Origin of the sequence: Hwanghaeella grinnelliae, assembly GCF_004005845.1 — a bacterium.
Taxonomy (GTDB): domain Bacteria; phylum Pseudomonadota; class Alphaproteobacteria; order UBA8366; family Aestuariispiraceae; genus Hwanghaeella; species Hwanghaeella grinnelliae.
Window position 1 is genome coordinate 311,820 of the sequence record NZ_SADE01000003.1, and the last position, 26,574, is coordinate 338,393.

Consider the following 26,574-nt stretch of genomic DNA (forward strand, 5'->3'; position numbering starts at 1 on the left):
GGCGGTCGACCCCGCCCAACAGGGCCTAAGCGACGGCGCGGGCGGCGGCCAGGAATTTTTCCACGGCCGTCCGCAGGTCCGCCGATTGTTCGGATAGTTGATGCGCGGCGTCGAACACACCCGACGCCGTGCGCTCGGTCTGGTCTGAGGAGGACGCGACATCGACGATGCTGCGGCTGACCTCCTTCGTTCCTTCCGAGGCCTGTTCGATGTTTCGCGAAATCTCGTTCGTCGCGGCGCTCTGTTGTTCGACGGCCGCGGATACCGCGGTGTTTGCCTGCGAGATCTCGGACACCTTGGTCGAAATATTGCCGATCCCCTCAACCGTCATGTTCGTGGCCGACTGTATATTGTCGACATAGCTGCCGATCTGGCTTGTCGCGTCGGCGGTCTGCTGCGCCAGGTTCTTCACCTCATTGGCGACGACCGCGAACCCCCTGCCGGCTTCTCCGGCTCGGGCAGCCTCGATCGTGGCGTTCAGCGCCAGAAGGTTGGTCTGGCTGGCGATATCGTTGATCAGTTTCACCACGGTGGTGATCTGATCGGCGGCGTCCTTCAACTGCAACACGCGTTCCGATACATCGGTCGAAATCGTCGATGCTTCATTCGCCACCGTCGAGGCGAGGCTGACCTGTTGACTGATTTCCGTAATCGAAGAGGATAGTTGCTCCGCCGAGGACGCAACCGTCTGCAGATTGACCGAGGCTTCCTCCGCCGCGGCGGAAACCGTGGTCGCGTTCTCGCTGGTGCTGCGCGCCAGTTTACGCAAGGTCTCCGAGGACTGCGAAAGCTCCGACGACGCAGTGCTTACGGTTCCGACCACACTGCCGACGGAATCCTCGAAATTGATCGTCAGCTCGGAAAAATCGTCCACCCGTTTCTGAATATCCGTCAAAGCGGAATTCACGGTACGGCTGGCGCTGAGGAACGCGCCAAGCATGCCTGTCTCTACAATTTTCCGGTAATATTTGTTCTCGCTAACGTGCTGCATGGTCGCGGAAGACTCGCGGACATAGGCATCGCAGCGATCGATCATATCGTTGATGCCGTGCAGCAACTCGCCAAGGTCGCCGCCGATCTCGATATGCGTGATACGCGCCTCGAAGTCGCCTTTGCCGACGCGCTTCATCACTTCCAAAGCAGAGGCGATGGCATCGCTTTTCTTAGACATGGCAGTGCTCCCAGTCCGTTTGTGCCTGCATTAGCATGACGGCCTTACGTTCCCAGTGAAAACATCAATTCGTTGAAACTGACCTTGTGTTCCGCCAGAAGCCTTGCGACCGCATCATTCCCGGCGGCCAGACCGCGGGACGGTGATTCGGCCGATTTCTCGAGCTGCAACAGTGTTTTGTAGAGCGGCACGATATGGTCATCGACGGTCTTGCGGTTTGGGACTCGCCGCGTCGAATGATAGCCAACCGTTTTCCCGGCTGCGTCATAGCTAGGCGTTACATGGGCGAATACCCAGTAATGATCGCCATTCTTTGACCGGTTGATGACATAGGCAAAGACTTCTTCGCCCGCCGACAGGTTCTTCCACAAGAAGTCAAAGACGCAGCGCGGCATATCCGGGTGACGGATAAGGTTGTGCTGAACGCCCAAACATTCGTTTTCGGTATAGCCGGCGATTTTGAAGAAGGTGCGGTTGCCATAGGTCATCTTGCCCACGGTATCGGTCTTCGAGACGATGATATCGTCCCGATCGAAGGTCCGCTCCACGCCGGTTACATGTGTATTGCCGTACAATGCCATTCTCTATGGCCCCCTCCGGTATCGGTTTTCTCTGATTTCCGTGCCGTAGGGCTTCGTTCTTACGACAAGAACGCTAACATATCGTTACTTAAACAAACGAATAATTCAGAAATTTCCCTTTGCAGCCCAGCTTGCTTCACTCGGCCGAAACCGGGGCCGCAAGACAATGAGCAGATGGAATACTGTTGCTGGGGTCAGGCGCTTAATACGTCCACGACACCGGCATTCGCAGGGGCCGGAACACCCAGTTCACGGGCCATCCGGACGACCGCGCCACTCAGCCAATCAAGCTCCAAACGGTTGCCGGCAATCAGGTCATGGGCCATGGAGGCGCGCATCGCATGGGGAAGTCCTTCGGCGAAGGTGACGACTTGCGCGGGCGTTTCGGGCGCCAGACCAATCGCCTTCGCCTGAGACAGGGCGTGAGTTTCCTTAACCAGCGCTTCGAAAAGGGCGCGGTCTTCCGTGTTGCTCAGAACCTCGCCGATCGGCTTGCCTGTCACGGCGGTCGCCCCGCTCAAGGCAACCAGGAAAATGAACTTCCGCCATAACTCCGCCTGGATATCCGTGCTGTGCTTTGTTTCGATCCCTGCTTGGGTAAAAGCCTCGACCAGCGCCGCCGTGCGATCCGGCTGGGCTTGGCCGAGTTCGCCGAAGACGATCCGGGCAAAGCCGCTATGTTTGGCGATGGTGCCGGGCGCGCTGATGGTGGCGGATATCTGCGCCACGCCGCCGAAGACGCGATCCTGCCCATAGCGCGCGGCAAAGGCGGGTTCCGCACCGATTCCGTTCTGCAGGGAAATCACCGTGGTTTCCGGCCCGACCATGGGGCTGATCGCTTCCACCGCCGTTTCCGTATCCCACAGCTTCACAGCGACGAGGACCACGTCGCAGGGGCCTGCTTGGGCCGGATCGTCGGTTGCCGTAACCGGCGCTGAGAACGCGCCTTCCGCTGTTTCGACGCGAAGACCCGCTTCCTGAATCTTCGCCAGATGCGCATTACGGGCGATCATCACCACATCGGCGCCTGACTTGGCCAAGGACGCCCCGAAATATCCGCCGACGCCACCCGCGCCCATGATGCCGAACCGCAATCCTTTTCCCGACATCTCGTTATCCTTCCCTAGAAATATCTCAGGCCAGCTTTGCAAAGCTTACCGGCCATATAAGGCGGTCGAAAGGTACTTCACACCGGAATCGCACATCACGGTAACAACGGTTGCATCCGGTCCCATCTCGCGGCCAACCGCAATGGCCGCCGCCAGGTTTCCACCCGTCGAGGTCCCGGCAAAAATACCTTCCAACCGGGCCAGGTCCCGGGCCATCTGCATCGCCGCCTCGGTGGAAACCACCTCTATACGGTCGATGACGGACGGTTCCCACAACGGCACCACGAAACCGGCGCCGACCCCTTCGATCTTATGGACCCCGCTGGGGCCGCCGGAAAGGACCGCGGATTCGGTCGGCTCCACCGCGACCGTCATGATGCGCGCATCGTGCGATTTCAGCGCCTCTGCATTTCCGCGCGCGGATGCCGCGGTCCCGGTCGATTGCACGAAAGCGTCGATCCTTCCCCCGGTCTGCGCCCAGATCTCCTCCCCCATGCGATGATACGCGATCAATTGATCCGCATTCTTCAGCTGGTCGGTCCAATAGGCCCCGGTTGCCTCGGTTATCTTGTGGGCCTCCTCGATCATGTTGCGGGTCAGCGCCTCATCCATGCCGCCATCCTTGCTTTTCACGATGGTGAGCTTTGCGCCGAACGCGGCCATGTGGCTGCGTTTTTCCTGGCTGAAAGCGTCGGAGGTAACGATGGAGATCGGATAACCCTTCACCGCGCAGATCATGGCGAGAGAGACGCCGGTACTGCCGCCCGTATATTCGACGACCTGCCCGCCTGGCTTCAACCGCCCGTCCGCCTCCGCCGCTTCGATCATCGCCAGGGCCATCCTGTCCTTCATCGAGCCGGTCGGGTTTTCGGATTCGATTTTCATCAGGATCCGGGCGCAGCCCTCGGGCACGATCCGTTTCAGTTCGATTATCGGGGTGTTCCCGATCCGGTCCAGGATGGAGGTGCCGATGACGGAGCCGGGGCTGGGTTCGTTTGTCATAACTGCTCGTCCATTCCAAAATACTTGTTTTTCTGAGAACATATCAAGCTACGGCCGCGATCAGGTCGTCCAGAATAGCGCGGCCCTGGGCCCAGGCACCGATACCGGATTGGCCGTTCAAATGGCCAAGCTTGCCGAGCGGATGATACACCGCCCCCCAAGCCCAGGCGAAAGCGGCCGCGCGGTCCTGGTCGATATACGGATCGTCGGCGGAGGCGACGACAGCGCTCAGGCAGGGTAGCTTCTCCATCGGCATCGGCGCGAAACCGCGCACCACCTCCGGCGTATGGTCGGCGCTGTCCACATCCGCGGGCGCCACAAGCATCATGGCGGCGGGCGGGATCTCGGCGCACAACGCCCAGCGTACGGCGAGCGCGCAACCCAGGCTGTGCGCCACCAGCACGAACCGGTCGCTACCCCGCTGGCCGCCCCGCCGGTCGCCCCGCCGGTCGCCCCGTTGGTCGCCCCGTTGGCCAACCGTGGCGGTCAGTCGCGCCTGCCAGGCGACAGGGTCGGGCCGGTCCCAGTCAAGCTGTTCGACGATCCGGACGGCCGGGTCCCGGTCCGCCCAGATCGCCTGCCAGTGGTCCCGGCCGGAACCGCCCAAACCGGGGAGGAGGAAAATATCCGGCGTTCCCGCCATGCCGCGCTCCATTGTCTTGTTTCATACCGGGTGGGCATTGGATAAGCGGTTTATTTCTTCTCCGGAAGGAGTTATTTTTTCGCCATGCCGGATCGTTTTTCATCCACTGACTTGGTCAACAGGGCCACCTCCACGCTGAATTGGGACGACCTGCGGGTGGTGACCGCCATCCATCAGGCTGGCAGCCTGCGCGGCGCGGCGCGGTCGATGGGCGTGAATCACGCCACGGTGAACCGCCGGCTGACCCATCTGGAAGCGGCGCTCGGCGCGCGGCTGTTCGACCGGCGGCCGGAGGGCTATGTCCTGTCCCAGGCGGGGGAGGATGTTCTGGCGGTCGCGGAAAAGACGGCGGCCGAGCTGCTGGCCGTCGAACGGCGTATCGGCGGACGGGACGATGCACCCTACGGCACGGTGCGGCTGAACATTCCGCCGGCCTTGCTGACGTCGTTCCTGCCCGAAGTGCTGGCCGATTTCGCGCGCGCCCATCCCGAGATCGAACTGGATGTCGATGCGTCCCACAGTTTCACCGACCTGGCGCGGCGGGAAGCCGATGTGACCTTGCGGATGGACGCCGTGATTTCCGACGATGTCGTGGCGCGCAAGGTGATCGACTATGCCAAGGCGGTCTATGCCGCGCCCGAGCTGGCCGAGGAGATCGGCCGGAACGGCATCGACCCCGCACGCCATTTCTGGATCGGTTGGGGAAAGGACATGCCCCATCGCGGTTTTCCCGCCGGTACGCCGTTTCCGGATATTCCCTGCCGCCACGCGCTGTTTTCCAACACATTGCAGATGCAGACCGCGAAGGTCGGGCTGGGCCTTACCCTGCTGCCCTGTTTCCTGGGCGACCCCGATCTGGGCCTCGCCCGCGTGCCCGGCACGGAATTGCAGCCGGGCAAGAGCTTGTGGCTGCTGTTCCACGGCGACCTGCGGCGCACCGCTCGCATCCGCGCTTTGGTCGATTTCCTGGTCCCCGCGATCAAATCACACCGGCGGTTGATCGAGGGCGCAGCCTAGCGATCGACCGGCGTCAGCCGGGCAGGAAATGCGACCAACCGGCGGCCAGCGCGACGCCGGCGATCATCGCCCAGAAGACACTGCGGGTGGTGAGCATCACGGTGGCGGCAAGCGCGACGGCCACGGCCTCCCGCGGCCCCGCCTTGGCCAGTGCGGTCGCAACCATGGCCACGATCACGGAAATGGCCAACCCATCCAGGAACCGCGTCACGCGGGGGGAGAAGGCAGCCTTGGCCATCAGAACCGGGCCCAGCGCGCGGGTCGCGAAAACGATCCCGGCGACGAGAGGCACGATCAGCCAAATGGGCAAAGAGGACGGAAAAGAAGCGTCAGGCATCGCGGCGCATCACCGTGGCGACCCCACCGGCCAAGGCGGCGGCGATGATGTTCCAGCCCGACGGCAGCAGCGGCAGGGTGACGACAGCGACCAGGGCCGCGACCGCGATCGGGACAAAGGCCTTGTATCCCGTCGTCTTGGCCAGTCTTCCGGCTTCGCCGACGACCAGCGCGGTGAAGAAACAGACCATGACCACATCGAACCCATAGGCGGAGACATCGCCGATCACATTCCCGCCCAAAACACCGATCACCGTGCCGACGACCCAAAGCGACCATAGCGCCAGACCCGCGCCCAACAACGTGCCCGCATCCCGCTCGCCCGCGCGCCAGTCGGGCTGACTTTTGGCAAAATTCGGGTCGCTCATCCAGGCCAGCGTCAGGAAGCGTCGGCCGGCCGGCAAGGCGTTCATCCAAGGCGCCAGCACCGCGCCCATCACCACCATCCGCGCGCTGGCCGCCAGAACGACAAAAGCCAGCATGCCCCAGGCCACCGGCGTCTCCCAAAATTCCAGCGCCGCGAATTGAGCAACGCCGGAAAAGGTGAAGACGCTCATCAAGATCGCCTCCAGCGGCGGCACCCCGGCTTCCGTCGCCGCCGTTCCGAAAGCGATGCCGAAGGGAATGGAAAACAACGCCACCGCGAACATATCGCGGCCGCCGCGCCAAACGCCGTTCAGCGTCAGCCGGATCGTATCGTCGCTGGGACTGGTTCTTGGGGTATCGTTTTTGACCATCCCCCATATACGGTCGCGTCGCGGCCGCTGTCACTCAGCAGGCGTCAAAACAGTCTTTTGACCCCCGCCACCAGAATAACGGGATAAAAATCGACGAGGACCGCACGACCGGGAAAGCCCGCTTTTACACGAGACTAAACCTTTCCGACCAACATTCCCCATCAAGTATGACCTGCCGGAATCTTCGATCCTGCCGCGGTTTTGCTCGGGTTTCGCGTTCTGCGTCCGGCGCGCCGCTATTGATATTGTCAACATACGTTCAAAACATCTGTCGCGCCATCTACAGACTTTTCCGGGAAGGTCCGGCATAAACCGCTCAATGATTAATCGATGAGGTTCATGATGTTCAAAGGTATTATCAAAGCAGCGCTTGCTGGCACCCTTCTCCTGGGCTTGGCCGGTACAGCACAATCCGCGACCATTGAATGGTTCAGCACCGGCGTCGACGACAGCAGCAATGCTTTGTCCGGCGGTGCTACCGACACGCACTATACCGTTGCTTTCAATGGCGGGTCCGCGCAGAGCGCCGTTGTCGTCGACCCCGGCCATCCGAACTGGATTGCACCGCCGGCCAACTCCCGTTGGATCGGTGTATCCCCGTCCAACACGACGGACTCGGTCGGTACCTACACGTTCTCGACAAGCTTCGACCTGACCGGCTTTAACCTGTCCACGGCGGAATTCAGCTTCAACTGGTCCTCGGACAACGAATCGGTCGTCAAGCTGAACGGCACCACGATCACCTCGCTCGCCCATTTTGAGAACGGGCTCAATGCCTGGGCTCAGTTGAAGAGCTACGTTTACGACTCCGATCTCGACTTGCTGGTGGATGGTGTGAACACCCTCACCTTCGAAGTTGAAAATGCTGTTTGCGGTGGAAAATGCCTCAACCCGACAGGCCTGCTGGTCTCGGGCCTGGGCGGAACCATCTCGGCTGTTCCCGTTCCCGCGGCGCTTCCGCTGCTGGCCGCGGCCCTCGGCGGTCTCGGCTTCCTGTCGGCACGCCGCCGCCGGGCCTCAGCCGCCTAACAAACACGAACCTTCGTGAACCTGTCTTAGAGCCCCGCTTCGTGCGGGGCTCTTGGTTTTTGGGTCCTCGATTTTGGGGCTCATCGACTCTTGGGGGTGCCGCTTGTTTTCACCTGCGGGATGATGCCGCGCCGAAGGCAATCGACGGCCCCACCCGGCGCGACACCACGGTTGTCATCCCCGAGGCGCTCCTGCCCACACCGCCGGCAGCGCCCCACAGGCCAAACCGTCACGCTCTCGCCCGGCACGGTCGCCCATCACATCAAGTCGATCTACCGCAAGCTCGGCATATCCTCCCGCGCCGAAGCCTCATGGCACGCCGCCCGGCTGGGTCTGACCCCAGGGGAAAAGGGCGGCAAAGCGGGCAAGGAAAACAAGGGCAAGTGAGCCCTCGTCCCCGAGGGCGCCGTCTTCCAACCTCAAAAAAAGGCCTGCCGGTCACCTATGCGGTGCCGGTCTGGGATGCCTAGCGCGGGCGATTGGCCGATAAGATGGTGGCGATGCTGCGGGATGGGGCGCAAATGGCACCCAGCACGCCATTCAGAGGCCTGGCTACGGCAATCGGCAATCGGCAATCGGCAATAGATAGAAGGCAGTTTTCAACAAACAACAAAAAATACGATCAAAGGGAACCCAAACAATCTTTTCAAAGTAATAAGATTTTTCTAGGTAAAAACCTCAAAAAGAAAATGCCCTACCGATCTAATTTCCACATGCGAAAACAGGATTATATGGGATTTTATCAAGAAAAAAATTGGAAGAAAAAAGTCAATTAGTATCAACCGTCCAATTGCGAACCGTCTTCTAACAATCTCGGATATCTTTATTTCTGATCGACGTGTTACCTGTATTCCATCAATTTGGCAGACTTGTAACACAGGCCTAGCATTTTGCCTCCTAAGTACATAATCTTTTCCGCGAAAAGAGATTTTCTTCTCTGTTGGATGGAAAAAAATTCAAATTCGAAAACATGACATGAGGCACAACCGAAAACTCAAAAAATGTCTGCTGCAGCCACACATAAACTTGCCCTATACTCAAATAAAGGAAAACGAAAGAATTCCAGAAAAGTATTACCGTAAGCGCAATCCAAATTGACCTTTCCGAAACCTTAATCCCAAACAAGCCAGCGTTGGTAGTATCAACCTCAAGATAATGCAGCGTAAAAACTACGAATGAAAGCAATATAAGATTTCTCCCATACCTGAGAGAACGGTCGTCTAAGATTGCGTTGCTAGTATCTGCCATTGGATCACTACGTATATGGCATTCCTTGTTGATTGATGCGGCTACTATCAGTCCTTCAAAGCCAATTATCTATTTATGTTTCAGTTTATACGCACAACCGAGGCCCCACACTCTTTTTCCTTGGTGAAGTAAAAACAACGACAAAGAAACGACGTTTGTAGGTGTTGCCGTCAACGACGGCATTTATGACGCCCACCTCCTAGATGCAGGGCGCGCCACTCTGAGTTTCCGCCTCGCTGAACGTGTCCCCGGGTAGGTAGGTCGTTCAGCGCGGTCGAACGGCGGGCCTATGCCGCTAGTGCGGAGGTTACTTAAACAACCAATGTCGGACCAGTTTCGTATAGTTCGGCATGATCAGGGTGACCATCAACACGACGATGACGGCGCTGACGATCAATGTATCCGTGTAGCGGTTTTCCACCATGCCTAACCCGCGCAATGCGGGGAGTATGGCGAGCGGGACGAAAAGCGCCAGCGGGTAAATCGCCGACCAGGTGACGAGGAACTGTTTCCAGCGCACCGGCACCCGGGCCTTGGTCCCGTCGGGGACGAACCAGAAATCAAGGCCGGACTGGATATAAAACTCATCGTCCTTGGCCGGCAGCGGGCGCACCTTTTCGACCAATTTCCGTCTGACAACCGACCCCATCCAGGCTTCCAGATGGTCGCGGGTATCGAAGCGGATGACCACGGTGAAGGTCCCGGTCAGGCCCGCGACCGGCCGGATGATCTGCGAACCCACGAAGCCGGGATAGCGGCTGCAACAGGGGCTGACTTCCTCAAGCCAGGTTTCGTATCCTGCCTGGTGTCCGTCTTCCACCCGGTGGGTGATGACGACAGTGGCGCCGCCTTCACCCCCCGCCAATCGCGACCCTTACGGCGCGGCGACGCTCATTTAAGGAATTCAACTTCCACGAAGGCGCATTCGAAATCGTTGCCGTTGAGGACGTCATGTTCCACGCCGGTCTCGCGGAAATAGGGGACGCCGTTTTTCATTTCCGCCTTGGTGCGGGTGCCGTCGGGCAGGTCGATTTCCAGGAAGCCGTCGAACAGGGGGACCACCACGTAATCGTATTCATGCCGGTGCCAGCCCGTATTGTCGCCCTTCTGCTTGAACCGCCATTCGGTGACACGGGTGCGGGGATTGTCGATGAAAACGGTGGGGATGGCGGTACCGGGTTTGTTGTCGCTGCACATGATGGGAAAACTCCAAAAAAGACACGGAAACTCAGGCGATACTACAGGGCGCGCGCCCGTCCCCGCATATCCAATCCGCGCCCATCCGCCCGGGCCATTTATCGGCCCACTCCCCGCCCCCCGGTCAATCGGCGCGACCGCGGTGTGAGGAAATCTCTTCCCCCTCTCCCGATAGGGACGGGTAGGTTGGTTTGGCCCCTAGGTTGCTCTAGCCGGGGGCTTTGCGGCTGGCTATCCTGCATGCTGTCTTTTCATTCAGGGCCCGCAGCCGCGGGCTCTTTAATCCGGGGGTTGTTTCCATGGCTGCTGCCTTGCCGTCGCAAGCGGATGTCGTCATCGTCGGCGGGGGGATCGCCGGCTGTTCCATCGCCTATCACCTGACCAAGATCGGCATCACCGACGTGGTCCTGCTGGAGCGCAAGCAATTGACCAGCGGCACCACCTGGCACGCCGCCGGACTGATGGGGCAGTTGCGCGCCAACCGGAACATGACCGAACTGGCCCGCTATACGACGGAGCTGATGTTCGACCTCGAAAAGGAAACCGGGCAGTCGACCGGCTTCAAGCAGAACGGCTCCCTGAGCACCGCGCTGACCGAGGCGCGGTTCGAGGAGTTGAAACGCGGCGCCTCCATGGCGATGAGTTTCGGGCTGGACTGCCATGTGCTCACCCCCGACGCCTTGAAGGAAATGCACCCGCTGCTGAATACCGACGGCGTGGTCGGCGGCGTCCACCTGCCGGGAGACGGCCAGACCAACCCGATCGACACGACCCAGGCCTTCGCCAAGGGCGCGCGAATGGGCGGCGCGAAGATTTTCGAGGAAACCAAGGTCGAGCGCATCCTGGTGGAGAACGGCCGGGCGGTCGGCGTCGTTACGGCGAAAGGCGAGATCAGGGCGTCCACCGTCGTCATCGCCGGCGGCATGTGGTCGCGCGATTTGGGCGGCATGGTCGGCGTCAATATCCCCCTCCACGCGGCCGAACATTTCTACATCGTCACCGAACCGCTCGACGGGTTGCCCGGCGATCTGCCGGTGCTGCGGGTGACCGACGAGCATGCCTATTACAAGGAAGACGCGGGCAAGATCCTGCTCGGCTGTTTCGAACCCGTCGCCAAGCCCTGGGGCATGGAGGGGATCGCGGAGGACCACGCTTTCGAAACCCTGCCGGAGGATTTCGACCATTTCGAGCCGATCCTGGAAATGGCGATGAACCGCCTGCCTATCCTGCAGGAAGCGGGGATCGCGCTGTTCTTCAACGGGCCGGAGAGCTTCACGCCGGATGACCGTTATATATTGGGCGAAGCCCCGGAAGTGGCGGACCTTTTCCTGGCCTGCGGGTTCAACTCCATCGGCATCCAGTCGTCCGGCGGCGTCGGCAAGGTGCTGGCGGACTGGATCCGCGACCGGCACCCGCCGATGGACCTGATCGATGTGGATTGCCGGCGTATGATGCCGTTCCAATCCAACAGGAACTATCTGCACGACCGGACGACGGAGACGCTGGGCCTGCTCTATGCCATGCATTGGCCGAATTATCAGCCGGTCACCGCGCGCGGCGCCCGGCGCACGCCCCTGCATGACAAGATGCTGAATGCGGGCGCCGCGATGGGCGAAACGGCGGGCTGGGAAAGGCCGATGTTCTTTGCCGATACCGCCGAGGGCCGAGACTTCGGCTACAGCTACGGCCGGCCGTCCTGGTTCGATGCGGTCGGCCGCGAATGCCGGGCGATGGCCGACGGCGTCGGGCTGTTCGATCAATCCTCCTTCCCGAAATTCCTGGTAGAGGGGCGTGACGCCTGCGCCGTCCTGAACCGGATTTCAGCCAATCAGGTGGATGTGGAACCGGGCCGCACCGTCTATACCCAATGGCTCAACGAGCGCGGCGGTATCGAGGCGGACCTGACCGTCACGCGGTTTTCGGAAACCCAATTCTGGGTCGTCACCGCCGGCGGCGCGCAGACCCGCGACTTCGCCTGGCTGAAGAAACACATCCCCGCAGATGCCCATTGCGTCGCGGTCGATATCACCAGCGGGTTGCCGATGATCGGCTTGATGGGCCCACAAAGCCGGGCCTTGCTGGAAAAGCTGACCGGCGCGGACCTGTCGAACGACTCCTTCCCCTTCGGCGCCTCACGGGAATTGGAAATCGGCTATGCCAAAATTCGCGCCAACCGGCTGACCTATGTCGGCGAGTTGGGATGGGAAATCTACATCCCCGCCGACTTCGCGCAGAACGTCTATGAGGCGATTTTGGAAGCGGGACCCGAATTCGGCCTGACCCATTGCGGCTATTTCGCCATGGGCGCCTGCCGGACCGAAAAAGGCTATCGCCATTGGGGCCACGATATCGGCGATGAGGACAACCCGCTGGAGGCCGGATTGGGCTTCGCGATCGCCTGGGACAAGGCGGATGGATTCATCGGCCGCGATGCGCTTTTGAAGGCGCGCGCCGACCGCGACGCCAAGGGGGCGCTCGACCGCAGACTGGTGCAAATCATGATACGGGAAACCGGCGAATCCGCCCCGATGCTGTATCACGAAGAACCGGTGCTGCGGGACGGCAAGGTGGTCGGGTCGATCACCTCGGGCGCCTGGGGGCACCGCCTGCATGACGGCAAGGGCGCGTCAATCGGGATGGGCTATGTGAGCGATGCCGACGGCGTCACCCTGGACTGGATTTCGACCGGCGATTGGGAAGTCGAGGTGGCCTGGAAACGCTATCCCATCGACCTGCAGTTCAAGCCCTGGTACGACCCGAAATCGGAGCGTGTAAAAGCCTGATCGCCGCGCCGTCCACGTCCATGCATCTTTTCTGAACAAGCCACGTTTTCACAACCGCCCGGCATTGCCACGGGGCGCGTTCTCTATAGAGTCGGCGATCCAATAACCGCGCGAAGCGCACCCAGATCACACGCATCCGAACAAGGGGAGGATGAGAATGCATTTCCGGTTCACGAAAACCATGGGGGCCGCGATCGGTCTCGCCGCCGCCATCGGCATCGCCGCGACGGCATCCGCCGAAACCCGCGTCACCTACAAATCCGCCAAATCGACCTCCTCTTACTATCAAATGGCGGTGCAAATCGCCGAGGCGATGAAGGCCGGCACGAATGGCGAGGTGATCGTCACCGTCGAGGAAAGCCAGGGGTCCGTCCAGAACGTGATGGAAGCCAAGGCGCGTGGCGGCGATTACGTCTTCACGACCCCGCCCGTCCTGGTGAAACTGGCCAAGGCCGGCAAAGCCATGTTCGAGGGCAAGGGCGATCCGAAATTCGACGAAATCCGCGCCCTGTTCCCGATCCCCTCGCTGACCATGCATTTCGTCATGTCCGACGATAGCGGCGTCACCGATTTCGCCGGCATGGAAGGCAAGACCATCCTGCTCGGCAAGGGCTCGTTCGGGGCAAAAGAAGGCGCGAAATATCTGGGCCTCTTCGGCTTGGAAGGAAAAGTGGACTTGGCCGAGATCGAATTGTCCAACGCGGTCCCGGCGCTGAAGAACGGCCAGATCGACGGCTTCGTCACGGCCGGTTCCTGGCCCGCGCCGAATGTCATCGAGGCGGCGGCGACCACCGGCGTCACGGTGCTGTCGCTGACCGACGATCAGATCGCCAAGACCAAGCGCACCAAGCTCACCATCCCGGCCGGCACCTATGCGGGCCAGGACAGCGACATCACCACGACCTCGCTGCCCGTCGTCGCCTATACGACTACCGCGATGGACGATGACACCGCCTATCAGCTGACCAAGACCTATTGGGAACAGAAGTCCAAGATGGGTGCGGCCGCGGCCTGGTGGAACGGCGTCGACGAAGGCCTGATGGCGAATATCATCGGCAAGATCCATCCGGGCGCCGCGAAGTACTACAAGGAAGCCGGCATGGCCCTAACCGAAAGCCAAATGTGACCGTCGCGCAGATGTAATCGACCGGCATATTCACCTTTGGACCCGGGTACAGGCGCGCGCTTGGCCCGGGTTTTCTCTAACATTTCAGCAGTAGCCGCAGGATGCAGGATCAACGCCCCCTCAACGGATTGTCCCGGATTTTCTGGCTGGGCTTTGGTATCTGCCTGGTCGTGTTTCATTTGGGGCTGATTTTCTACGGGCTTGTCCCGAATCTGATCAGCCGGCCGATCCATATGGCCTTCGCCCTGCCCTGGATACTCGTCCTGGCCGCGCGGCCGGGCTGGGAGCGGATCAGCGGCACGATGCTGGCGGCACTCGGCGTCGCAGCCTGTCTATGGATCGCGCTGAACCGCGACATGCTGGGCAACCAATACGGTTTCCTGGAAGGGACGTTTCAGATCGGCATCGCCGCCGTCCTGATCCTGGTCGTGCTGGAAGCCGCCCGCCGCGCCATCGGCTGGCCGTTGCCGACGGTCGCGGCCGCCGCGCTTCTTTACGGATTGTTCGGCCAGCACATCCCGGGCGAGTTCGGGCATTCGGGCACCCCACTCGCCAGTTTCCTGGGCACGCTGACCATCGCGGAAGGCGGGTTGTGGGGCAGCCTGACCAGCGTTTCAGTGAATGTGGTCGCGCTCTTCGTCATCTTCGGGGCGTTTCTAAACGCGGGTGAGGCCGGCCAAGGCTTCATGAACATCGCGGCTGCCGCCGCCGGGCGGCTGAACGGCGGGGCGGCCAAGGTTTCGGTGCTTTCCTCGGCGTTGTTCGGGTCGATTTCCGGCTCGGCATCCGCCAATGTCGCGTCGACCGGCGCGATCACCCTGCCGGCCATGACCAAACTGGGCTATCCCAAGCGGCTAGCCGGGGCGGTTGAAGCGGTCGCTTCTTCCGGCGGGCAGATCATGCCGCCGCTGATGGGGGCCGGCGCTTTCGTCATGGTCGAGCTGACGGGCGTTCCCTATACCAGCGTCATGGCCGCCGCCCTGCCGCCCGCCCTGCTCTATTTCTTCGCGGTCTGGATCGGCATCAACGCCTATGCGCGCCGTTTCGAGCTGGCCCCCATCGCGGCGGAGGACAAGCCGGCCACACGTGATGTCGTGATCACCGCCGCTTTCTTCCTGGTGCCTTTCGCGGTGCTGATGTGGGGCATGTTCGTCTCAAACGTGACCCCGCAATATGCTGCCTGTCTTGCCACCTTGGTGGGCGCGGCGATGCTGATCGTCGACGGCAGGCTTAAGATCGATCTGCGCGTCATGGCGGTGCGCCTGGAGGGTGCCTTCCTAGGCGCCGGCCGTCAGGTCGCGATGATCGCGTCCATCATCCTTTGCGCCTCGCTGATCATCGGCGTGCTGTCGATCACCGGGCTGGGGGTGAAGATAACCTCCCTCATCCTAAGCGGTTCCGGCGGGCTGCTGTGGCCCTCACTGCTGCTGACGGCGGTTGCCTGCCTGGTCCTGGGCATGGAAGTCCCGACCACGGCGGCATATGTGATCTGCATATCCGTCGCCGGGCCGGCCTTGATCGAGCTGGGCTTGCAGCCCCTGCAGGCGCATCTTTTCGTCTTCTGGTTCGCGCTTTTGTCGACCATCACGCCGCCGGTTTGCGGTGCGGTCTTCATCGCCGCCGGGATGGTCGGAGAGAATTGGCTGAAAGTCGCGGTCACCGCCATGGCCTTGGGTGTCGGGCTGTACGTCATTCCGCTCGGTATGATCGCAAACCCCGCCGTCATTGCCTTGGAAGCCAACCCCTTAGCCAGCGTCCTGGCAAGCGTGAAGCTAGCAATCGGATTGGCGCTGCTTTCCTACGGCCTTATCGGCACCAAAAAACTTGTGCCCAGTCTTGCTCTCATCGGGGTCGGTATCGCCGTCGTAATCCTGGATTTCAGCGCTATCTAGAAGCCGGAGAACTTGTATGAAAGTGCTATTTTTAAGCAAATCCCCTAAAAAATACTAAGATTCTTTTTACCCTTTTCCCCTAGCTTGGCGGCAATTCGCAGTGGCAAGAATATGCCAGCCCATCCGCGCCGCCGCATCAGCGACGGTCATCCATTTTCGGGGAAATTTATATGCTTCACTTTTCTAACTGGCCCGTCGGCCGGAAAATGTTTGCAGCCTCCATTATCACGACCATCGGAATAGCCGTTCTTGCCGCCATCAGCCTTCAGGCCATGCGGAGCCAAATGATGGACGACCGTCGTGCCTTGTTGAAAGAACATGTGACCGCAATCGTCAGTGCGGTAGACGCCCTGGCCGACCGCGCCAAGAAAGGCGAACTTACGAAAGATGAAGCGCAAGAGCGCGCCAAATCCCTGATCCGAACTTCCTGGTACGCCAAGGATGGGTACTTCTTTGCCAACAGTGCAGAGGGGATAAGCCTAGTCCATGCCGCCAAGCCGAGCCTGGAGGGCAAGGATCTGAGCGGACTGGTGGACAAAAACGGTGTCGAAATCACCAAGGGTCTTGTCGCTGCGGCGAAAAACGGCGGCGGCTATACTGCTTATGGCTGGCCGCGCAGCGCCGATGAAGCCCCGTCCCCGAAGCTTGCTTATTCGGTTTGGCAAAAGGATTTCAATTGGGCCATTGGAACCGGCATCTATATCGATGATGTCGACGCCATCTTCATGAATCAGGCTTTGGAACTCGGCGGGATCGCCATCGTAATCCTGATCCTGACCTTCGGTTTCTCGATCGTCATTTCCCGGTCCGTCACCGTTCCGCTAAAAGACGTTCAGGGCGCGATCAACAAGATCGCCGAGGGTGACCACACCGTCGAGATTAAATACACGGAACAGACCAACGAGATCGGTGAGATCAGTTCGGCGTTGAACAAGCTGAAGCAGGACGTGAAGGAGCGCGACGATTTGCGTGCCTCCGCCCTGGCGCAGGAAGAAGAGGAAAACCGCCGCCGCCAGGAAGAGCGCGTCCGGCTGGCCAATACTTTCGAACAAAGCGTCGGCGCCGTCGTCTCCGCCCTGACCGGGGCCGCGGGTGACATCCAGCAGAACGCCCAGACGGTGAACACCGCCATTCGGTCCACCAGCACCCAGGCAAGCACCATGGCGGCCAGCGCCGACCAGGCGTCGGGCAATGTGCAGACCGTTTCCGCCGCCGCCGAAGAACTCAGCGCATCGATCCGCGAGATCAGTTCCCAAGTCGCGCAAGGCAGTGCCATCAGCCGTGAAGCGGTCGAACAGGCGGACAGCACGAACAAGGAAGTGCAGCGCCTGAACGAAGCCGCCCAGCGCATCGGGGACGTCGTCTCGCTGATCCAGGACATCGCGGAACAGACCAATCTGCTGGCGCTGAATGCGACCATCGAAGCCGCCCGCGCCGGGGAAGCCGGCAAGGGCTTCGCGGTTGTGGCCAACGAGGTGAAGAGCCTGGCCAGCCAGACCGCCAAGGCGACGGAAGAGATCAGCGAACAGATCGCGGGCATGCAGGCCGCCACCGCAAATTCAGCGAAGGCCATCGCCGGTATCTCCGACACGATCAGCCAGATCGACTCCATATCCGCCGCCATCGCATCGGCGGTCGAGGAACAGGGCGCGGCGACGGAAGAAATCGCCCGCAACATTCAGCAGGCATCCACCGGCACCTCGCAGGTCACGGAGATCGTCGGCAGCGTCGCCAAGTCGGCCGAGGATTCCGGCGCGACGGTGGAAGGCATGGTTTCTTCCGTTCATACGATGGAGACACAGACCAAGAAACTGAACCAGGAAGTGGCACAGTTTCTGGGTACGATCCGGGGAGACGCGGCATAGCCCAAGGATAGAATTCGGTTAGGCGGAAGGCGCGGCGTAGAAATTCGCCGCGCCTTTTTCTTTGCCTAGCGAAATTCATTGCCCACCCCGGACCATGAGCGTTCGGGAAGCATTAGGTATGAATAACCTTTTATTTACCATTGACTAATACCATGCCCGCAAACAGGAGCGGTATCCATGAACCGCCCCGTCCTGGTCGACGCGCCAGCACTGGTCGCGATTTCTTTTCGAGGAACTAGAAAATGTTAATTTTTTCAAACTGGCCTGTCGGCAGGAAAATGATTGCCGCCTCACTCATAACCGCTATCGGCATTCTGATTTTATCGGCGATCAGCCTGCAGTCGGTGCGAGACCAGATGTTGCAGGACCGCCGGACGACCCTGAAGGAACATATCTCGGCCGTCATCAGCGCCATGGATGCCCTGGCCGAGCGCGCGAAGAAAGGCGAGATCACGCAGGAAGAGGCCATCGAGCGCTCAAAACAGGTCGCCCGCGATTCTTGGTTTGCGGCAGATGGATATTTCTTCGCCTATACGGATGACGGCATAAACATGGTCCATGCCGCAAAGCCAAGCCTTGAAGGCAAGGATATGAGCGGTGTGAAGGACAGCAACGGCGTCCTTATCGTCCAAGACTTGATCCAAAAGGCGAAAGCCGGCGGCGGATATATCGAGTACCACTGGCCGCGTGCGAACAGCGATGTCGAAGCCCCCAAACTCAGTTACGCGGAATGGCAGAAGGATTGGGGCTGGATGGTCGGTACCGGCGTGTATATCGATGATGTCGATGCCATCTTCATGGAACAAGCGATAAAACTCGGTGGGATCGCCATCGTAATCCTGATCCTGACCTTCGGTTTCTCGATCGTCATTTCCCGGTCCGTCACCGTTCCGCTAAAAGACGTTCAGGGCGCGATCAACAAGATCGCCGAGGGTGACCACACCGTCGAGATCAAATACACGGAACAGACCAATGAGATTGGTGAGATCAGTTCGGCGTTGAGCAAACTGAAGCAGGACGTGAAAGAGCGCGACGAATTGCGTGCCTCCGCCCTGGCGCAGGAAGAAGAGGAAAGCCGCCGCCGCCAGGAAGAGCGCGTCCGGCTGGCCAATACTTTCGAACAAAGCGTCGGCGCCGTCGTCTCCGCCCTGACAGGGGCCGCGGGTGACATCCAGCAGAACGCCCAGACGGTGAACACCGCCATTCGATCCACCAGCACCCAGGCAAGCACCATGGCGGCCAGCGCCGACCAGGCGTCGGGCAATGTGCAGACCGTTTCCGCCGCGGCCGAGGAACTCAGCGCATCGATCCGCGAGATCAGTTCCCAAGTCGCGCAAGGCAGCGCCATCAGCCGTGAAGCGGTCGAACAGGCGGACAGCACGAACAAGGAAGTTCAGCGCCTGAACGAAGCCGCCCAGCGCATCGGGGACGTCGTCTCGCTGATCCAGGACATCGCGGAACAGACCAATCTGCTGGCGCTGAATGCGACCATCGAAGCCGCCCGCGCCGGGGAAGCCGGCAAGGGCTTCGCGGTTGTGGCCAACGAGGTGAAGAGCCTGGCCAGCCAGACCGCCAAGGCGACGGAAGAGATCAGTGAACAGATCGCCGGCATGCAGGCGGCCACCGCAAATTCAGCGAAGGCCATCGCCGGTATCTCTGACACGATCAGTCAGATCGACTCCATTTCCGCCGCCATCGCATCGGCGGTCGAGGAACAGGGCGCGGCGACGGAAGAAATCGCCCGCAACATTCAGCAGGCATCCACCGGCACCTCGCAGGTCACGGAGATCGTCGGCAGCGTCGCCAAGTCGGCCGAGGATTCCGGCGCGACGGTGGAAGGCATGGTTTCTTCCGTTCATACGATGGAGACACAGACCAAGAAACTGAACCAGGAAGTCGCACAGTTCCTGGATACAATCCGGGGGAACGCCGTTTAAACGGTAGTCGCTCTCGACAATGAACAAGGGCGCCGGAACCGGTTGGTTCGGGCGCCCTTTTTTGTTCCCTTTGGCCCCGTGCAGCCGGGCCGAGAGAAGTCTACGCCTTAAAGTTCGGCGATAACCTTGTCGAATGCCTCGGTAAACAAAGCGCGGTCTTGCTTGGTCCCGACGGTCACCCGGATGCAGCGATCCAACACCGGCACCCCCGGCATGCGGATGAAGACGCCTTCCGCATCCAGCGCTTTCAGGATGGCCCGCGCCTTGTCGCCATTCCCGACATCGACGGCTACAAAATTGGTGGCGGACGGCAGGGCAATGAAGTTGTGCCGGTCGGCAAGGGTATTGATTTCCGCCTTTCCCGCCTCGACCTCGGTCACGACGTGCCGGACAAAGTCGGGATCATGCAGAGAGGCGAGCGCCGCGACCTGTGAAAGGCGGGTGACTTCGAATTGGTTGCGGATCTTGTTCATCCCGGTGATCAGGTCTTTGTGCCCAATCGCGTAACCGATACGCATTCCGGCCATGCCATGGGCCTTGGAGAAGGTCCGCGTGCGAATAACATTCGGGTTGCTCGTATCCAGTGGCGGGGCCGTACCTTCGGGTGCAAATTCGATATAGGCTTCATCCAACACGAGCAGCTTGCCGGGGGTCACCCCGTCGATCATGCGCTGGATCGTATCGGCGTCGTGCCAAGTTCCCATCGGGTTATCGGGATTGGCGATAAAAATCAGCGGCGCGCCTTCGTTCCGGGCGGCGGCCAGCAGAGCCTCAGGATCTTCCATGTCCCGATGATAGGGAACCGTCTTCAGGACGCCGCCATTACCGTTGACCTGATAATTGAACGTCGGATAGGCACCCAGCGAGGTGACCACCGGAACACCGGGCGAAACCACCATGCGCACGACGACGCTGAAAATATTGTCGATGCCCGCGCAGACGCAGATCTCGTCCATGGAAACGCCGTGATGCGCGGCCAGCGCTTCGCGCAATTCATAGTTTTCCGGGTCGCCGTACCAGGAAGCCCTTTCGATTTCGGCCACGATCGCCGCTTTCGCCTTGGGCGACATGCCGAACGCGCTTTCATTCGCGCCGATGCGCGCATCGAATTTGGCGCCTCGGATTCGTTCAAGCGCTTCCGGGCCGACAAACGGGGTCGAAGCAGGCAAAGCGCGGACAACCCCGGTGAAGGGTATATGGGTCTCGGTCATGGCGTCCTCCCACAAGGATCGAAACGGATGGCCCTGCTTTTCTTGCCGTTTGCGCAGGCCGGGCGCCGTTTATAGAGCCCGGCGGTGCGCCTGCCAATTCTGCGCTTCGATGAAAATGCGGGTCACGGCGGGATAGGCCTTCTTGATCTTAGATTCGATCTCGCTCACCGCGCGTTCGACCTCCGCGCTGTCGGCGGAATCCTTGAAGTCCAGACTGACGGTGATCAACACATCGGTCGGGCCGATATGGGTGGTCAAAATCTCGTTGGTCCGTATGACGGAAGGCTGCATGGCGATGATCCGTTCCAGCGCCGAGGTGACTTCCGGATGGGCTGCTTCACCGATCAGCAGACCTTTGGTTTCCACTGCAAGGAAAATGGCGGCCAGTGCCAGTATTCCGCCGATGACGATGGACGCCACGCCGTCATAAATCGGGTTGCCCGTGACTTGGCCCAGCCAAATCCCGACAAGAGCGGCAATCAGGCCCAACATCGCCGCACTGTCTTCCAACAGAACGGTAATGATGGACGGGTCCTTGGCTTCCAACACCGTCTTGAAGATGGGACGGCCCTTGCGGGTCTTATTGAACTCCCGCGCCGCGACGATCCAGGCGCCCGCTTCGAAAAGAATGGCGCCACCCAGAACGAAATAGTTGACCATGACGTTCTCGATCGGGTGCGGATCCATCACCTTGTGGACCCCTTCGTAGAGCGAAAACCCCGACCCTACGGCGAACAGAAGGATCGCCACCACGAAGGACCAGAAGTAAACTTCACGCCCATAGCCGAAGGGAAACTTGGCGTCCGGCGGCCGGTTCGCACGGTGCAGCCCGAACAGAAGAAGGCCTTGGTTGCCCGTGTCGACCAGGGAGTGGATTGCCTCCGAAAACATGGCCGACGACCCGGTATAGGCGGCGGCGGAGAATTTGGTCAGCGCAATCAAGGAGTTCCCAGCCAGCGCGGCATAGATTACAAGTTTTGATCCATGGGCGGCCATTGGCGCGTCTCCGTTTGTATGAACTTTGCAGCGGACCCTAGCAGGGAGGTTCCGACGCGGCTAGGATATCGGTATGAAATCACTCTTTCTTAATTTTACTGCGGCTTGCGCTCTGACGGCTTCCCTATCGGCTTGTTCCCTATGGGAGGATGAACCGCCCGCGCCCTTGCCGCCGCCGCCCGTGGGCGTGACGCCGGGACAGCCCGGGATTACCGGCGTGGTTACCGCACCGGCACCGCAAACGCCAGCGCAGCCCCCCGCGCAAACAGCGCCCCAGCCTTCACTGCAAACGGCCCCGGTCGGGTCGGTGACCACCGGGTCTATCCCGCAATCGACCGATCCCCGCAACTTCGCGCCGCCCTATCCGGTCCGAATGGCTTTCATCTGGTATGACCTGCCGGGACTGAACGGGCAGGATTTCTTCGAGACGCGCGTGCTGCTGCGGGCGTCCGGAAATACAACGCAGATGAGTTTCCCGCTGGCCTATCTGGGCCTGAATTGCGACGGGCTTATCCAATATGACGCCAACAGGGACCCGAATATGATCGGCGGCGATTTTAGAATCGCCTGTTCGGACGGATCCTCCATCGAGGGCGTGATCGTGCCGGTTTCCGGTCAACCGGCGATCAACGGCCAAGGGGTCGACCAATACGGCCGCAGCGTCATCTTCGCCATTCAGATGGATGAGGGCTAGGCGGTCCCGTGGCGGATGATATCTTCGTTGAGTCCGAATGGGCCCCGTTGAAGGAATGCGTCTATGGATCGCCCGACCATTGGGTGCTGCCGGTTTTCCATGCGGACGCGAAACTGCGCGCCCAGGGTGAGTTCGGAAAACTCTGGGAGGAAAACCAAGGCCGCGCGGTGAAGGACGTCGCCCCCGCCCTGTTCGAGGAGTTCAGCAGCCAGATTCAGGGCGCCATCGACCTGTTGCGGTCGCTTGGCATCACCGTTCACGTCGCCGGTGAGATCAGCGCGGCCAACCGCGCCTTTCCCCGGGGCGAGGATCACGGCGTCGAGACGGGCTGGATGCGTGATCCCTTCGTTACCATCGGCAACAACGTCATCGAACTGGCCCCGCGCAGTCTGTTCCACCGCCGCCAGCGCTTCGCCATTCGCGAAATCCTGGCGGGCACGATGGCGCGCGGCGCGCGTTACTTCGCCCAACCGGACTGTGGCGCGGATGATGAGCGGGAGGGGCCCGGCTGGGGCTATCTTGAGGGCGGCGACGTCTTCGTCCTGGGAAAGAAAATCCTGGTCGGCCATTCCGGTGGCTGCAGCAATCCGGAAGGCGCGCGGTGGCTGCAGCACATGCTGGGGCCCGACTATGTGGTCGACATCGTCCCCATCGACCCGATGTTCCCGCATCTGGATTGCGTGCTGATGACGCCGCGCGAGGGGGTCGCCTTCGCCTGCCTGGATGCCCTGCCCCAGGGCTTGCCCGAATTCATGCGGGACTGGGATGTGGTGGACATTCCCAAACCCCTGGCAAAGGCCCATATGGGGTGCAACAATCTGGTCTTGAACGACCGCACGGTCATCGTCCCGTCGGAAGAGCCGCTCGACATCGTGGCGACGGAATTGAAGGACCGGCGGTTCGAGGTAATCCGGATTCCCTATCGTGTGCCCTGCATGGCCGGTGGGTCCTTCCGCTGCGCCCACCAGCCCTTAATCCGCCGATAAATAATCCTCCGTTCAAAAGACCGGGCAGCCTTCCACCTCAAATCGGTTGCGGCATCGCCACGCCCAGCTCTTGGGCGATGGGTTCCAGGCTTGGCAGGATACCGGGGTAGAGCGGCACGCCCTCGGCCAAGGCCGCGCGTTTCCGCGCCAGCGCGCCGTCGCCCGGCAGGCGAACCGGCGGCTTGCCGTCCGGCACACGAGCGTTTCGGCAGGCATTCGCGGTATGGGAGACTTCACGCAGGAATGCCTCCTTGCCGCCGAAGGCGTCGGGATCGGTCACCTGCACGAAGACCGAGGCACCGGTACTGGTCGCGTTGTCGGCCCGGCCGAACCCGCCGATACCGGACGTCATCGCTTCGACCATCAAAGCCAGGCCGAACCCCTTGTGCCCGGCATCCATGCCGCCCAGCGTCAGCAAGGCGCCCGGCGGGTCGTCCTTCAGGACCGCAGGGTCGTTGCTTGGGTTGCCCTTGTTGTCGATGAACCATTCACCGGCCATCGGCTGGCCCAGGCCGATCATCCGATGGGACATGCCCAGCGTGGTGATCGATGCGCTGATATCGACCAGGATCGGATCGCCGCCCGCGTCCTCACCGGTCGGAATGCCATAGGCCATTGGGTTCGGTGTGAAGACCTGTTCCACGGCGCCATAGGGGGCGACGCCGCTGGCCGCAGGATCGGAACTGAGCAGTGAGATGACACAGCCTTCATCGGTCGCCAAGGGCAGGAAGGCCGCGAGGCAGGCGATGTGATGGGACCGCCGGATCGAGATCGCGCCCATGCCGAATTGCTTGGCGCGCGCCGTCGCTTCCTTAACCGCCTTATAGGTCAGCCAAACGCCGGACATGTAGTTGCCGTCCCAGGTCAGGCAGGGGCCCTTGTCCTGCAGAACCTGCGGCTCGCCCAGCGGCGGCATCTCACCGCTCATGGTATGGCGCAGGTAACGGGGGGATTGCGCGAAGCCGTGCGTGTCGTGGCCCATCAGATCCGCTTCCAGCAGATATTTGGAAACGATCGCAGCCCGGTCTTCCGGCATGCCTGCCTTGGAAAACAGATCCGTTCCGAATTCCTTCAAGCCTGCGGCGTCATAGCGCGCGCGATCGTCCGTCCCCATCCCGAATTCTCCCAGTTGTCTGACAATTAGGGAGCCATCGTATTCACTGTGCCGGGAATGCCAATCCGCCGTTTGCCCCCAAGACCAATTTCAAGACCAATTTTAGGGCCAAAAGGGTGATGTGCCCGGCGCGATTTAATCGAAACGATAGGCGTCCATGGCCAGTATGGAATGGGTATAGCTGTGATGCAGCAGCGCGCCCGGCCCGCCCGATCCCGCGCCCATGGCGGCGAAAAGCGGCATGATGTGATCTTCGGTCGGGTGATTGACCGCGGCATCGGGATGCCGGGACCGATAGGCGAGCAGATCGTCCCATTGCCCCTGCGTCACCGCATCGGCCACCCAATCGCGGAAACCCACCACCCAGGGCTGGGGCGCAGCATCGACGGGCTGGCCGCGGAAGGCGCGCAGGTTGTGGGTCACCGCGCCCGATCCGACGATAAGGACGCCTTCCTCCCGCAGCGGGCGCAGCGCTTCGCCCAAACGATGATGATAGGCCGTGTCGCGCCCGGATCCGATGGCGAGTTGGAGGACCGGGATATCGCCGTCCGGATACATCAGTTTCAGCGGCACCCAGGCCCCGTGGTCGATGCCGCGCGCCGGGTCGATGCTGGTTTCGATCCCGGCCCGGACCAGCGCCGCCGCGACCGCATCCGCCAGGGCAGGGTCGCCCGGCACGTCATAGCGCTCAGCATAGAGCGCGGGCGGAAAGCCGTAGAAATCGTGGATCGTCTCAAGCCGTGCCGCGCCGGAAACCGCCGCCGCAGCGTCTTCCCAATGGGCGGAAATGCAGAGCACGGCTTTGGGCCGGCCGATCTCACGCTCGATTTCCCGGCCCAGGCCGGAAAGGAAGTCCCGCGCCGGGCAATCGGTCAGGATCAGCATCGGCGAACCGTGCGAGACGAACAGGGACGGCATGGTTGCAAACTCAGTCATCGGGGGACCCTTCCGGATTACCGTTGTTTCAGGAAACAGATATGCGCAAGGCTTCCCTCTCACAATGTTCGGGATCCGTTGATATACTGTGCGGAAAAACACAGGAGGAAACCATGCCCGACGGATCTTGGCGGGACCGGACAGATACCGGCAAAAGCGGCGCGCGCCTGACACAGGCGGAGATCGAGCAATACAATCGCGACGGCTATGTCATTCCCGATTTCCGCATCCCCGACGATATGCTGACGGAAATGCGCAACGCGCTGGACGCCTTGATGGAGGCGAACCCGACATTGGCCGCCGACAACATGCTGTGTCCGCATCTGTTGAACGCGGGCGTGCAGGGGTTGAAGGGAGACCGGGTTTGGCTCGATTTCGCCGCCTATCCCGAAATTCTGGATATGGTCGAACAGTTGATCGGGCCGGACTTCCTGCTTTGGGGCACGACGGTTTTCGGCAAGCCCGCCTTTTCCGGCAAGGAAGTGCCCTGGCATCAGGACGGGGAATATTGGCCGATCAGGCCGCTGGCGACCTGTTCCGCCTGGGTCGCGCTGGACGACACGACGCCGGAAAACGGCTGCCTGCGCGTCATTCCCGGATCGCACAAGGATAAGCGGCTGCGCAAACACCATACCGACGATGGCGATCATCTGGCCCTGAACCAGGCGCTGGACGAGAGCGAATACCGGGAGGAGGACGCGGTCGACTTCGTGCTGAAAGCCGGCCAGGTTTCCTTCCACGATGTCTATATCGTGCACGGGTCCAAGCCCAACCGCTCACCCAATCGGCGCGCCGGCTATGTCTGCCGCTATATGCCGACGACCAGTCATTTCGATCACGATTACGGCGCCGAATTGCAGCAGAAGTCGGGTATCGTCGATTTCAGCGGACGGCGGGTGATTTTGATGCGCGGCAAGGATGCCTGCGGCAAGAACGATTTTTCCCGCGGCGCGGATACGTGAGG

General features: G+C 61.0%; 25 protein-coding genes. 12 read left to right on the forward strand and 13 right to left on the reverse strand.

What is annotated here, in order from left to right; all coding sequences use genetic code 11:
• Positions 1 to 25: 25 nt before the first annotated feature.
• The 5 genes from EOI86_RS18425 to EOI86_RS18445 all read right to left on the reverse strand — a co-directional run bounded on the left by EOI86_RS18425 (position 26) and on the right by EOI86_RS18445 (position 4,506).
• Positions 26 to 1,171: a methyl-accepting chemotaxis protein gene (locus EOI86_RS18425; protein WP_127767010.1), complete on the reverse strand. Its 1,146-nt coding sequence runs from the start codon at positions 1,169 to 1,171 to the stop codon at positions 26 to 28.
• A 44-nt stretch (positions 1,172 to 1,215) separates the two neighbouring features.
• The gene (locus EOI86_RS18430; protein ID WP_127767012.1) at positions 1,216 to 1,752 is read right to left on the reverse strand and encodes a PAS domain-containing protein; all 537 of its coding nucleotides are present in this window, start codon (positions 1,750 to 1,752) and stop codon (positions 1,216 to 1,218) included.
• A gap of 194 nt (positions 1,753 to 1,946) precedes the next feature.
• Positions 1,947 to 2,861 carry a ketopantoate reductase family protein gene (locus EOI86_RS18435; protein WP_127767014.1) on the reverse strand — a complete coding sequence of 305 codons (915 nt, stop codon included), beginning with the start codon at positions 2,859 to 2,861 and terminating at the stop codon, positions 1,947 to 1,949.
• Between the two features lie 45 nt (positions 2,862 to 2,906).
• A complete protein-coding gene (locus EOI86_RS18440; RefSeq protein ID WP_127767016.1) occupies positions 2,907 to 3,863 on the reverse strand; it encodes a PLP-dependent cysteine synthase family protein in 957 nt (318 codons plus the stop codon).
• Positions 3,864 to 3,906: 43 nt separating this feature from the next.
• Positions 3,907 to 4,506, reverse strand: coding sequence for an RBBP9/YdeN family alpha/beta hydrolase (locus EOI86_RS18445; RefSeq protein ID WP_127767018.1), 600 nt, complete (start codon positions 4,504 to 4,506; stop codon positions 3,907 to 3,909).
• 84 nt (positions 4,507 to 4,590) lie between these two features.
• Here EOI86_RS18445 and EOI86_RS18450 point away from each other — a divergent pair, with 84 nt between their 5' ends.
• Positions 4,591 to 5,523 carry a LysR family transcriptional regulator gene (locus EOI86_RS18450; protein ID WP_127767020.1) on the forward strand — a complete coding sequence of 311 codons (933 nt, stop codon included), beginning with the start codon at positions 4,591 to 4,593 and terminating at the stop codon, positions 5,521 to 5,523.
• 13 nt (positions 5,524 to 5,536) lie between these two features.
• Here EOI86_RS18450 and EOI86_RS18455 read toward each other — a convergent pair whose 3' ends face one another.
• The gene (locus EOI86_RS18455) at positions 5,537 to 5,860 is read right to left on the reverse strand and encodes an AzlD family protein (RefSeq protein ID WP_127767021.1); all 324 of its coding nucleotides are present in this window, start codon (positions 5,858 to 5,860) and stop codon (positions 5,537 to 5,539) included.
• Complete coding sequence (locus EOI86_RS18460; protein ID WP_127767023.1) at positions 5,853 to 6,596, reverse strand: AzlC family ABC transporter permease; 744 nt, start codon at positions 6,594 to 6,596, stop codon at positions 5,853 to 5,855. The genes EOI86_RS18455 and EOI86_RS18460 overlap by 8 nt, the downstream gene beginning before the upstream one ends.
• A gap of 339 nt (positions 6,597 to 6,935) precedes the next feature.
• Between EOI86_RS18460 and EOI86_RS18465 the strand changes: the two genes are divergently transcribed.
• The 3 genes from EOI86_RS18465 (at position 6,936) to EOI86_RS18475 (ending at position 8,401) form a co-directional block, all read left to right on the forward strand.
• Positions 6,936 to 7,625 carry a PEP-CTERM sorting domain-containing protein gene (locus EOI86_RS18465; protein WP_161973894.1) on the forward strand — a complete coding sequence of 230 codons (690 nt, stop codon included), beginning with the start codon at positions 6,936 to 6,938 and terminating at the stop codon, positions 7,623 to 7,625.
• A gap of 171 nt (positions 7,626 to 7,796) precedes the next feature.
• Positions 7,797 to 8,012: a helix-turn-helix transcriptional regulator gene (locus tag EOI86_RS24575; RefSeq protein ID WP_205032256.1), complete on the forward strand. Its 216-nt coding sequence runs from the start codon at positions 7,797 to 7,799 to the stop codon at positions 8,010 to 8,012.
• A gap of 92 nt (positions 8,013 to 8,104) precedes the next feature.
• The gene (locus EOI86_RS18475) at positions 8,105 to 8,401 is read left to right on the forward strand and encodes a hypothetical protein (RefSeq protein WP_127767025.1); all 297 of its coding nucleotides are present in this window, start codon (positions 8,105 to 8,107) and stop codon (positions 8,399 to 8,401) included.
• Positions 8,402 to 9,180: 779 nt separating this feature from the next.
• On the opposite strand, the gene EOI86_RS25010 is transcribed toward EOI86_RS18475, so the two are convergent.
• Complete coding sequence (locus EOI86_RS25010; RefSeq protein WP_127767027.1) at positions 9,181 to 9,738, reverse strand: antibiotic biosynthesis monooxygenase; 558 nt, start codon at positions 9,736 to 9,738, stop codon at positions 9,181 to 9,183.
• 26 nt (positions 9,739 to 9,764) lie between these two features.
• Positions 9,765 to 10,070: a cupin domain-containing protein gene (locus EOI86_RS18485; protein WP_127767029.1), complete on the reverse strand. Its 306-nt coding sequence runs from the start codon at positions 10,068 to 10,070 to the stop codon at positions 9,765 to 9,767.
• 299 nt (positions 10,071 to 10,369) lie between these two features.
• Here EOI86_RS18485 and EOI86_RS18490 point away from each other — a divergent pair, with 299 nt between their 5' ends.
• The 5 genes from EOI86_RS18490 to EOI86_RS18510 all read left to right on the forward strand — a co-directional run bounded on the left by EOI86_RS18490 (position 10,370) and on the right by EOI86_RS18510 (position 19,673).
• Positions 10,370 to 12,853 carry a GcvT family protein gene (locus tag EOI86_RS18490; protein ID WP_127767031.1) on the forward strand — a complete coding sequence of 828 codons (2,484 nt, stop codon included), beginning with the start codon at positions 10,370 to 10,372 and terminating at the stop codon, positions 12,851 to 12,853.
• Between the two features lie 157 nt (positions 12,854 to 13,010).
• Positions 13,011 to 13,979 (forward strand): TAXI family TRAP transporter solute-binding subunit, encoded by a 969-nt coding sequence (locus EOI86_RS18495; RefSeq protein ID WP_240035729.1) that lies wholly within the window; start codon positions 13,011 to 13,013, stop codon positions 13,977 to 13,979.
• A 101-nt stretch (positions 13,980 to 14,080) separates the two neighbouring features.
• Positions 14,081 to 15,871 (forward strand): TRAP transporter permease, encoded by a 1,791-nt coding sequence (locus EOI86_RS18500; RefSeq protein ID WP_127767033.1) that lies wholly within the window; start codon positions 14,081 to 14,083, stop codon positions 15,869 to 15,871.
• 170 nt (positions 15,872 to 16,041) lie between these two features.
• Complete coding sequence (locus EOI86_RS18505; protein ID WP_127767036.1) at positions 16,042 to 17,736, forward strand: methyl-accepting chemotaxis protein; 1,695 nt, start codon at positions 16,042 to 16,044, stop codon at positions 17,734 to 17,736.
• A gap of 242 nt (positions 17,737 to 17,978) precedes the next feature.
• A complete protein-coding gene (locus tag EOI86_RS18510; RefSeq protein ID WP_127767037.1) occupies positions 17,979 to 19,673 on the forward strand; it encodes a methyl-accepting chemotaxis protein in 1,695 nt (564 codons plus the stop codon).
• Between the two features lie 107 nt (positions 19,674 to 19,780).
• Here the strand turns inward: EOI86_RS18510 and EOI86_RS18515 are convergent, their stop codons facing one another.
• Together EOI86_RS18515 and EOI86_RS18520 are read right to left on the reverse strand one after the other, a co-directional pair.
• Positions 19,781 to 20,884, reverse strand: coding sequence for an aminotransferase class I/II-fold pyridoxal phosphate-dependent enzyme (locus EOI86_RS18515; RefSeq protein WP_127767039.1), 1,104 nt, complete (start codon positions 20,882 to 20,884; stop codon positions 19,781 to 19,783).
• A gap of 69 nt (positions 20,885 to 20,953) precedes the next feature.
• Complete coding sequence (locus EOI86_RS18520; RefSeq protein ID WP_127767041.1) at positions 20,954 to 21,880, reverse strand: cation diffusion facilitator family transporter; 927 nt, start codon at positions 21,878 to 21,880, stop codon at positions 20,954 to 20,956.
• A 73-nt stretch (positions 21,881 to 21,953) separates the two neighbouring features.
• On the opposite strand from EOI86_RS18520, the gene EOI86_RS18525 reads away from it, so the two are divergent.
• On the forward strand, positions 21,954 to 22,574 hold the full coding sequence (locus EOI86_RS18525; RefSeq protein WP_127767042.1) for a hypothetical protein: 621 nt from the start codon (positions 21,954 to 21,956) through the stop codon (positions 22,572 to 22,574).
• Positions 22,575 to 22,582: 8 nt separating this feature from the next.
• The gene (locus tag EOI86_RS18530) at positions 22,583 to 23,560 is read left to right on the forward strand and encodes a dimethylarginine dimethylaminohydrolase family protein (RefSeq protein ID WP_127767044.1); all 978 of its coding nucleotides are present in this window, start codon (positions 22,583 to 22,585) and stop codon (positions 23,558 to 23,560) included.
• A 37-nt stretch (positions 23,561 to 23,597) separates the two neighbouring features.
• On the opposite strand, the gene EOI86_RS18535 is transcribed toward EOI86_RS18530, so the two are convergent.
• Both EOI86_RS18535 and EOI86_RS18540 read right to left on the reverse strand, forming a co-directional pair.
• Positions 23,598 to 24,674: an Ldh family oxidoreductase gene (locus tag EOI86_RS18535; protein ID WP_127767046.1), complete on the reverse strand. Its 1,077-nt coding sequence runs from the start codon at positions 24,672 to 24,674 to the stop codon at positions 23,598 to 23,600.
• Between the two features lie 135 nt (positions 24,675 to 24,809).
• A complete protein-coding gene (locus EOI86_RS18540; RefSeq protein ID WP_127767048.1) occupies positions 24,810 to 25,610 on the reverse strand; it encodes a DODA-type extradiol aromatic ring-opening family dioxygenase in 801 nt (266 codons plus the stop codon).
• Between the two features lie 113 nt (positions 25,611 to 25,723).
• Here EOI86_RS18540 and EOI86_RS18545 point away from each other — a divergent pair, with 113 nt between their 5' ends.
• Entirely contained in the window at positions 25,724 to 26,572 is an 849-nt protein-coding gene (locus EOI86_RS18545) for a phytanoyl-CoA dioxygenase family protein (protein ID WP_161973895.1), read from the forward strand.
• Positions 26,573 to 26,574: the final 2 nt, after the last annotated feature.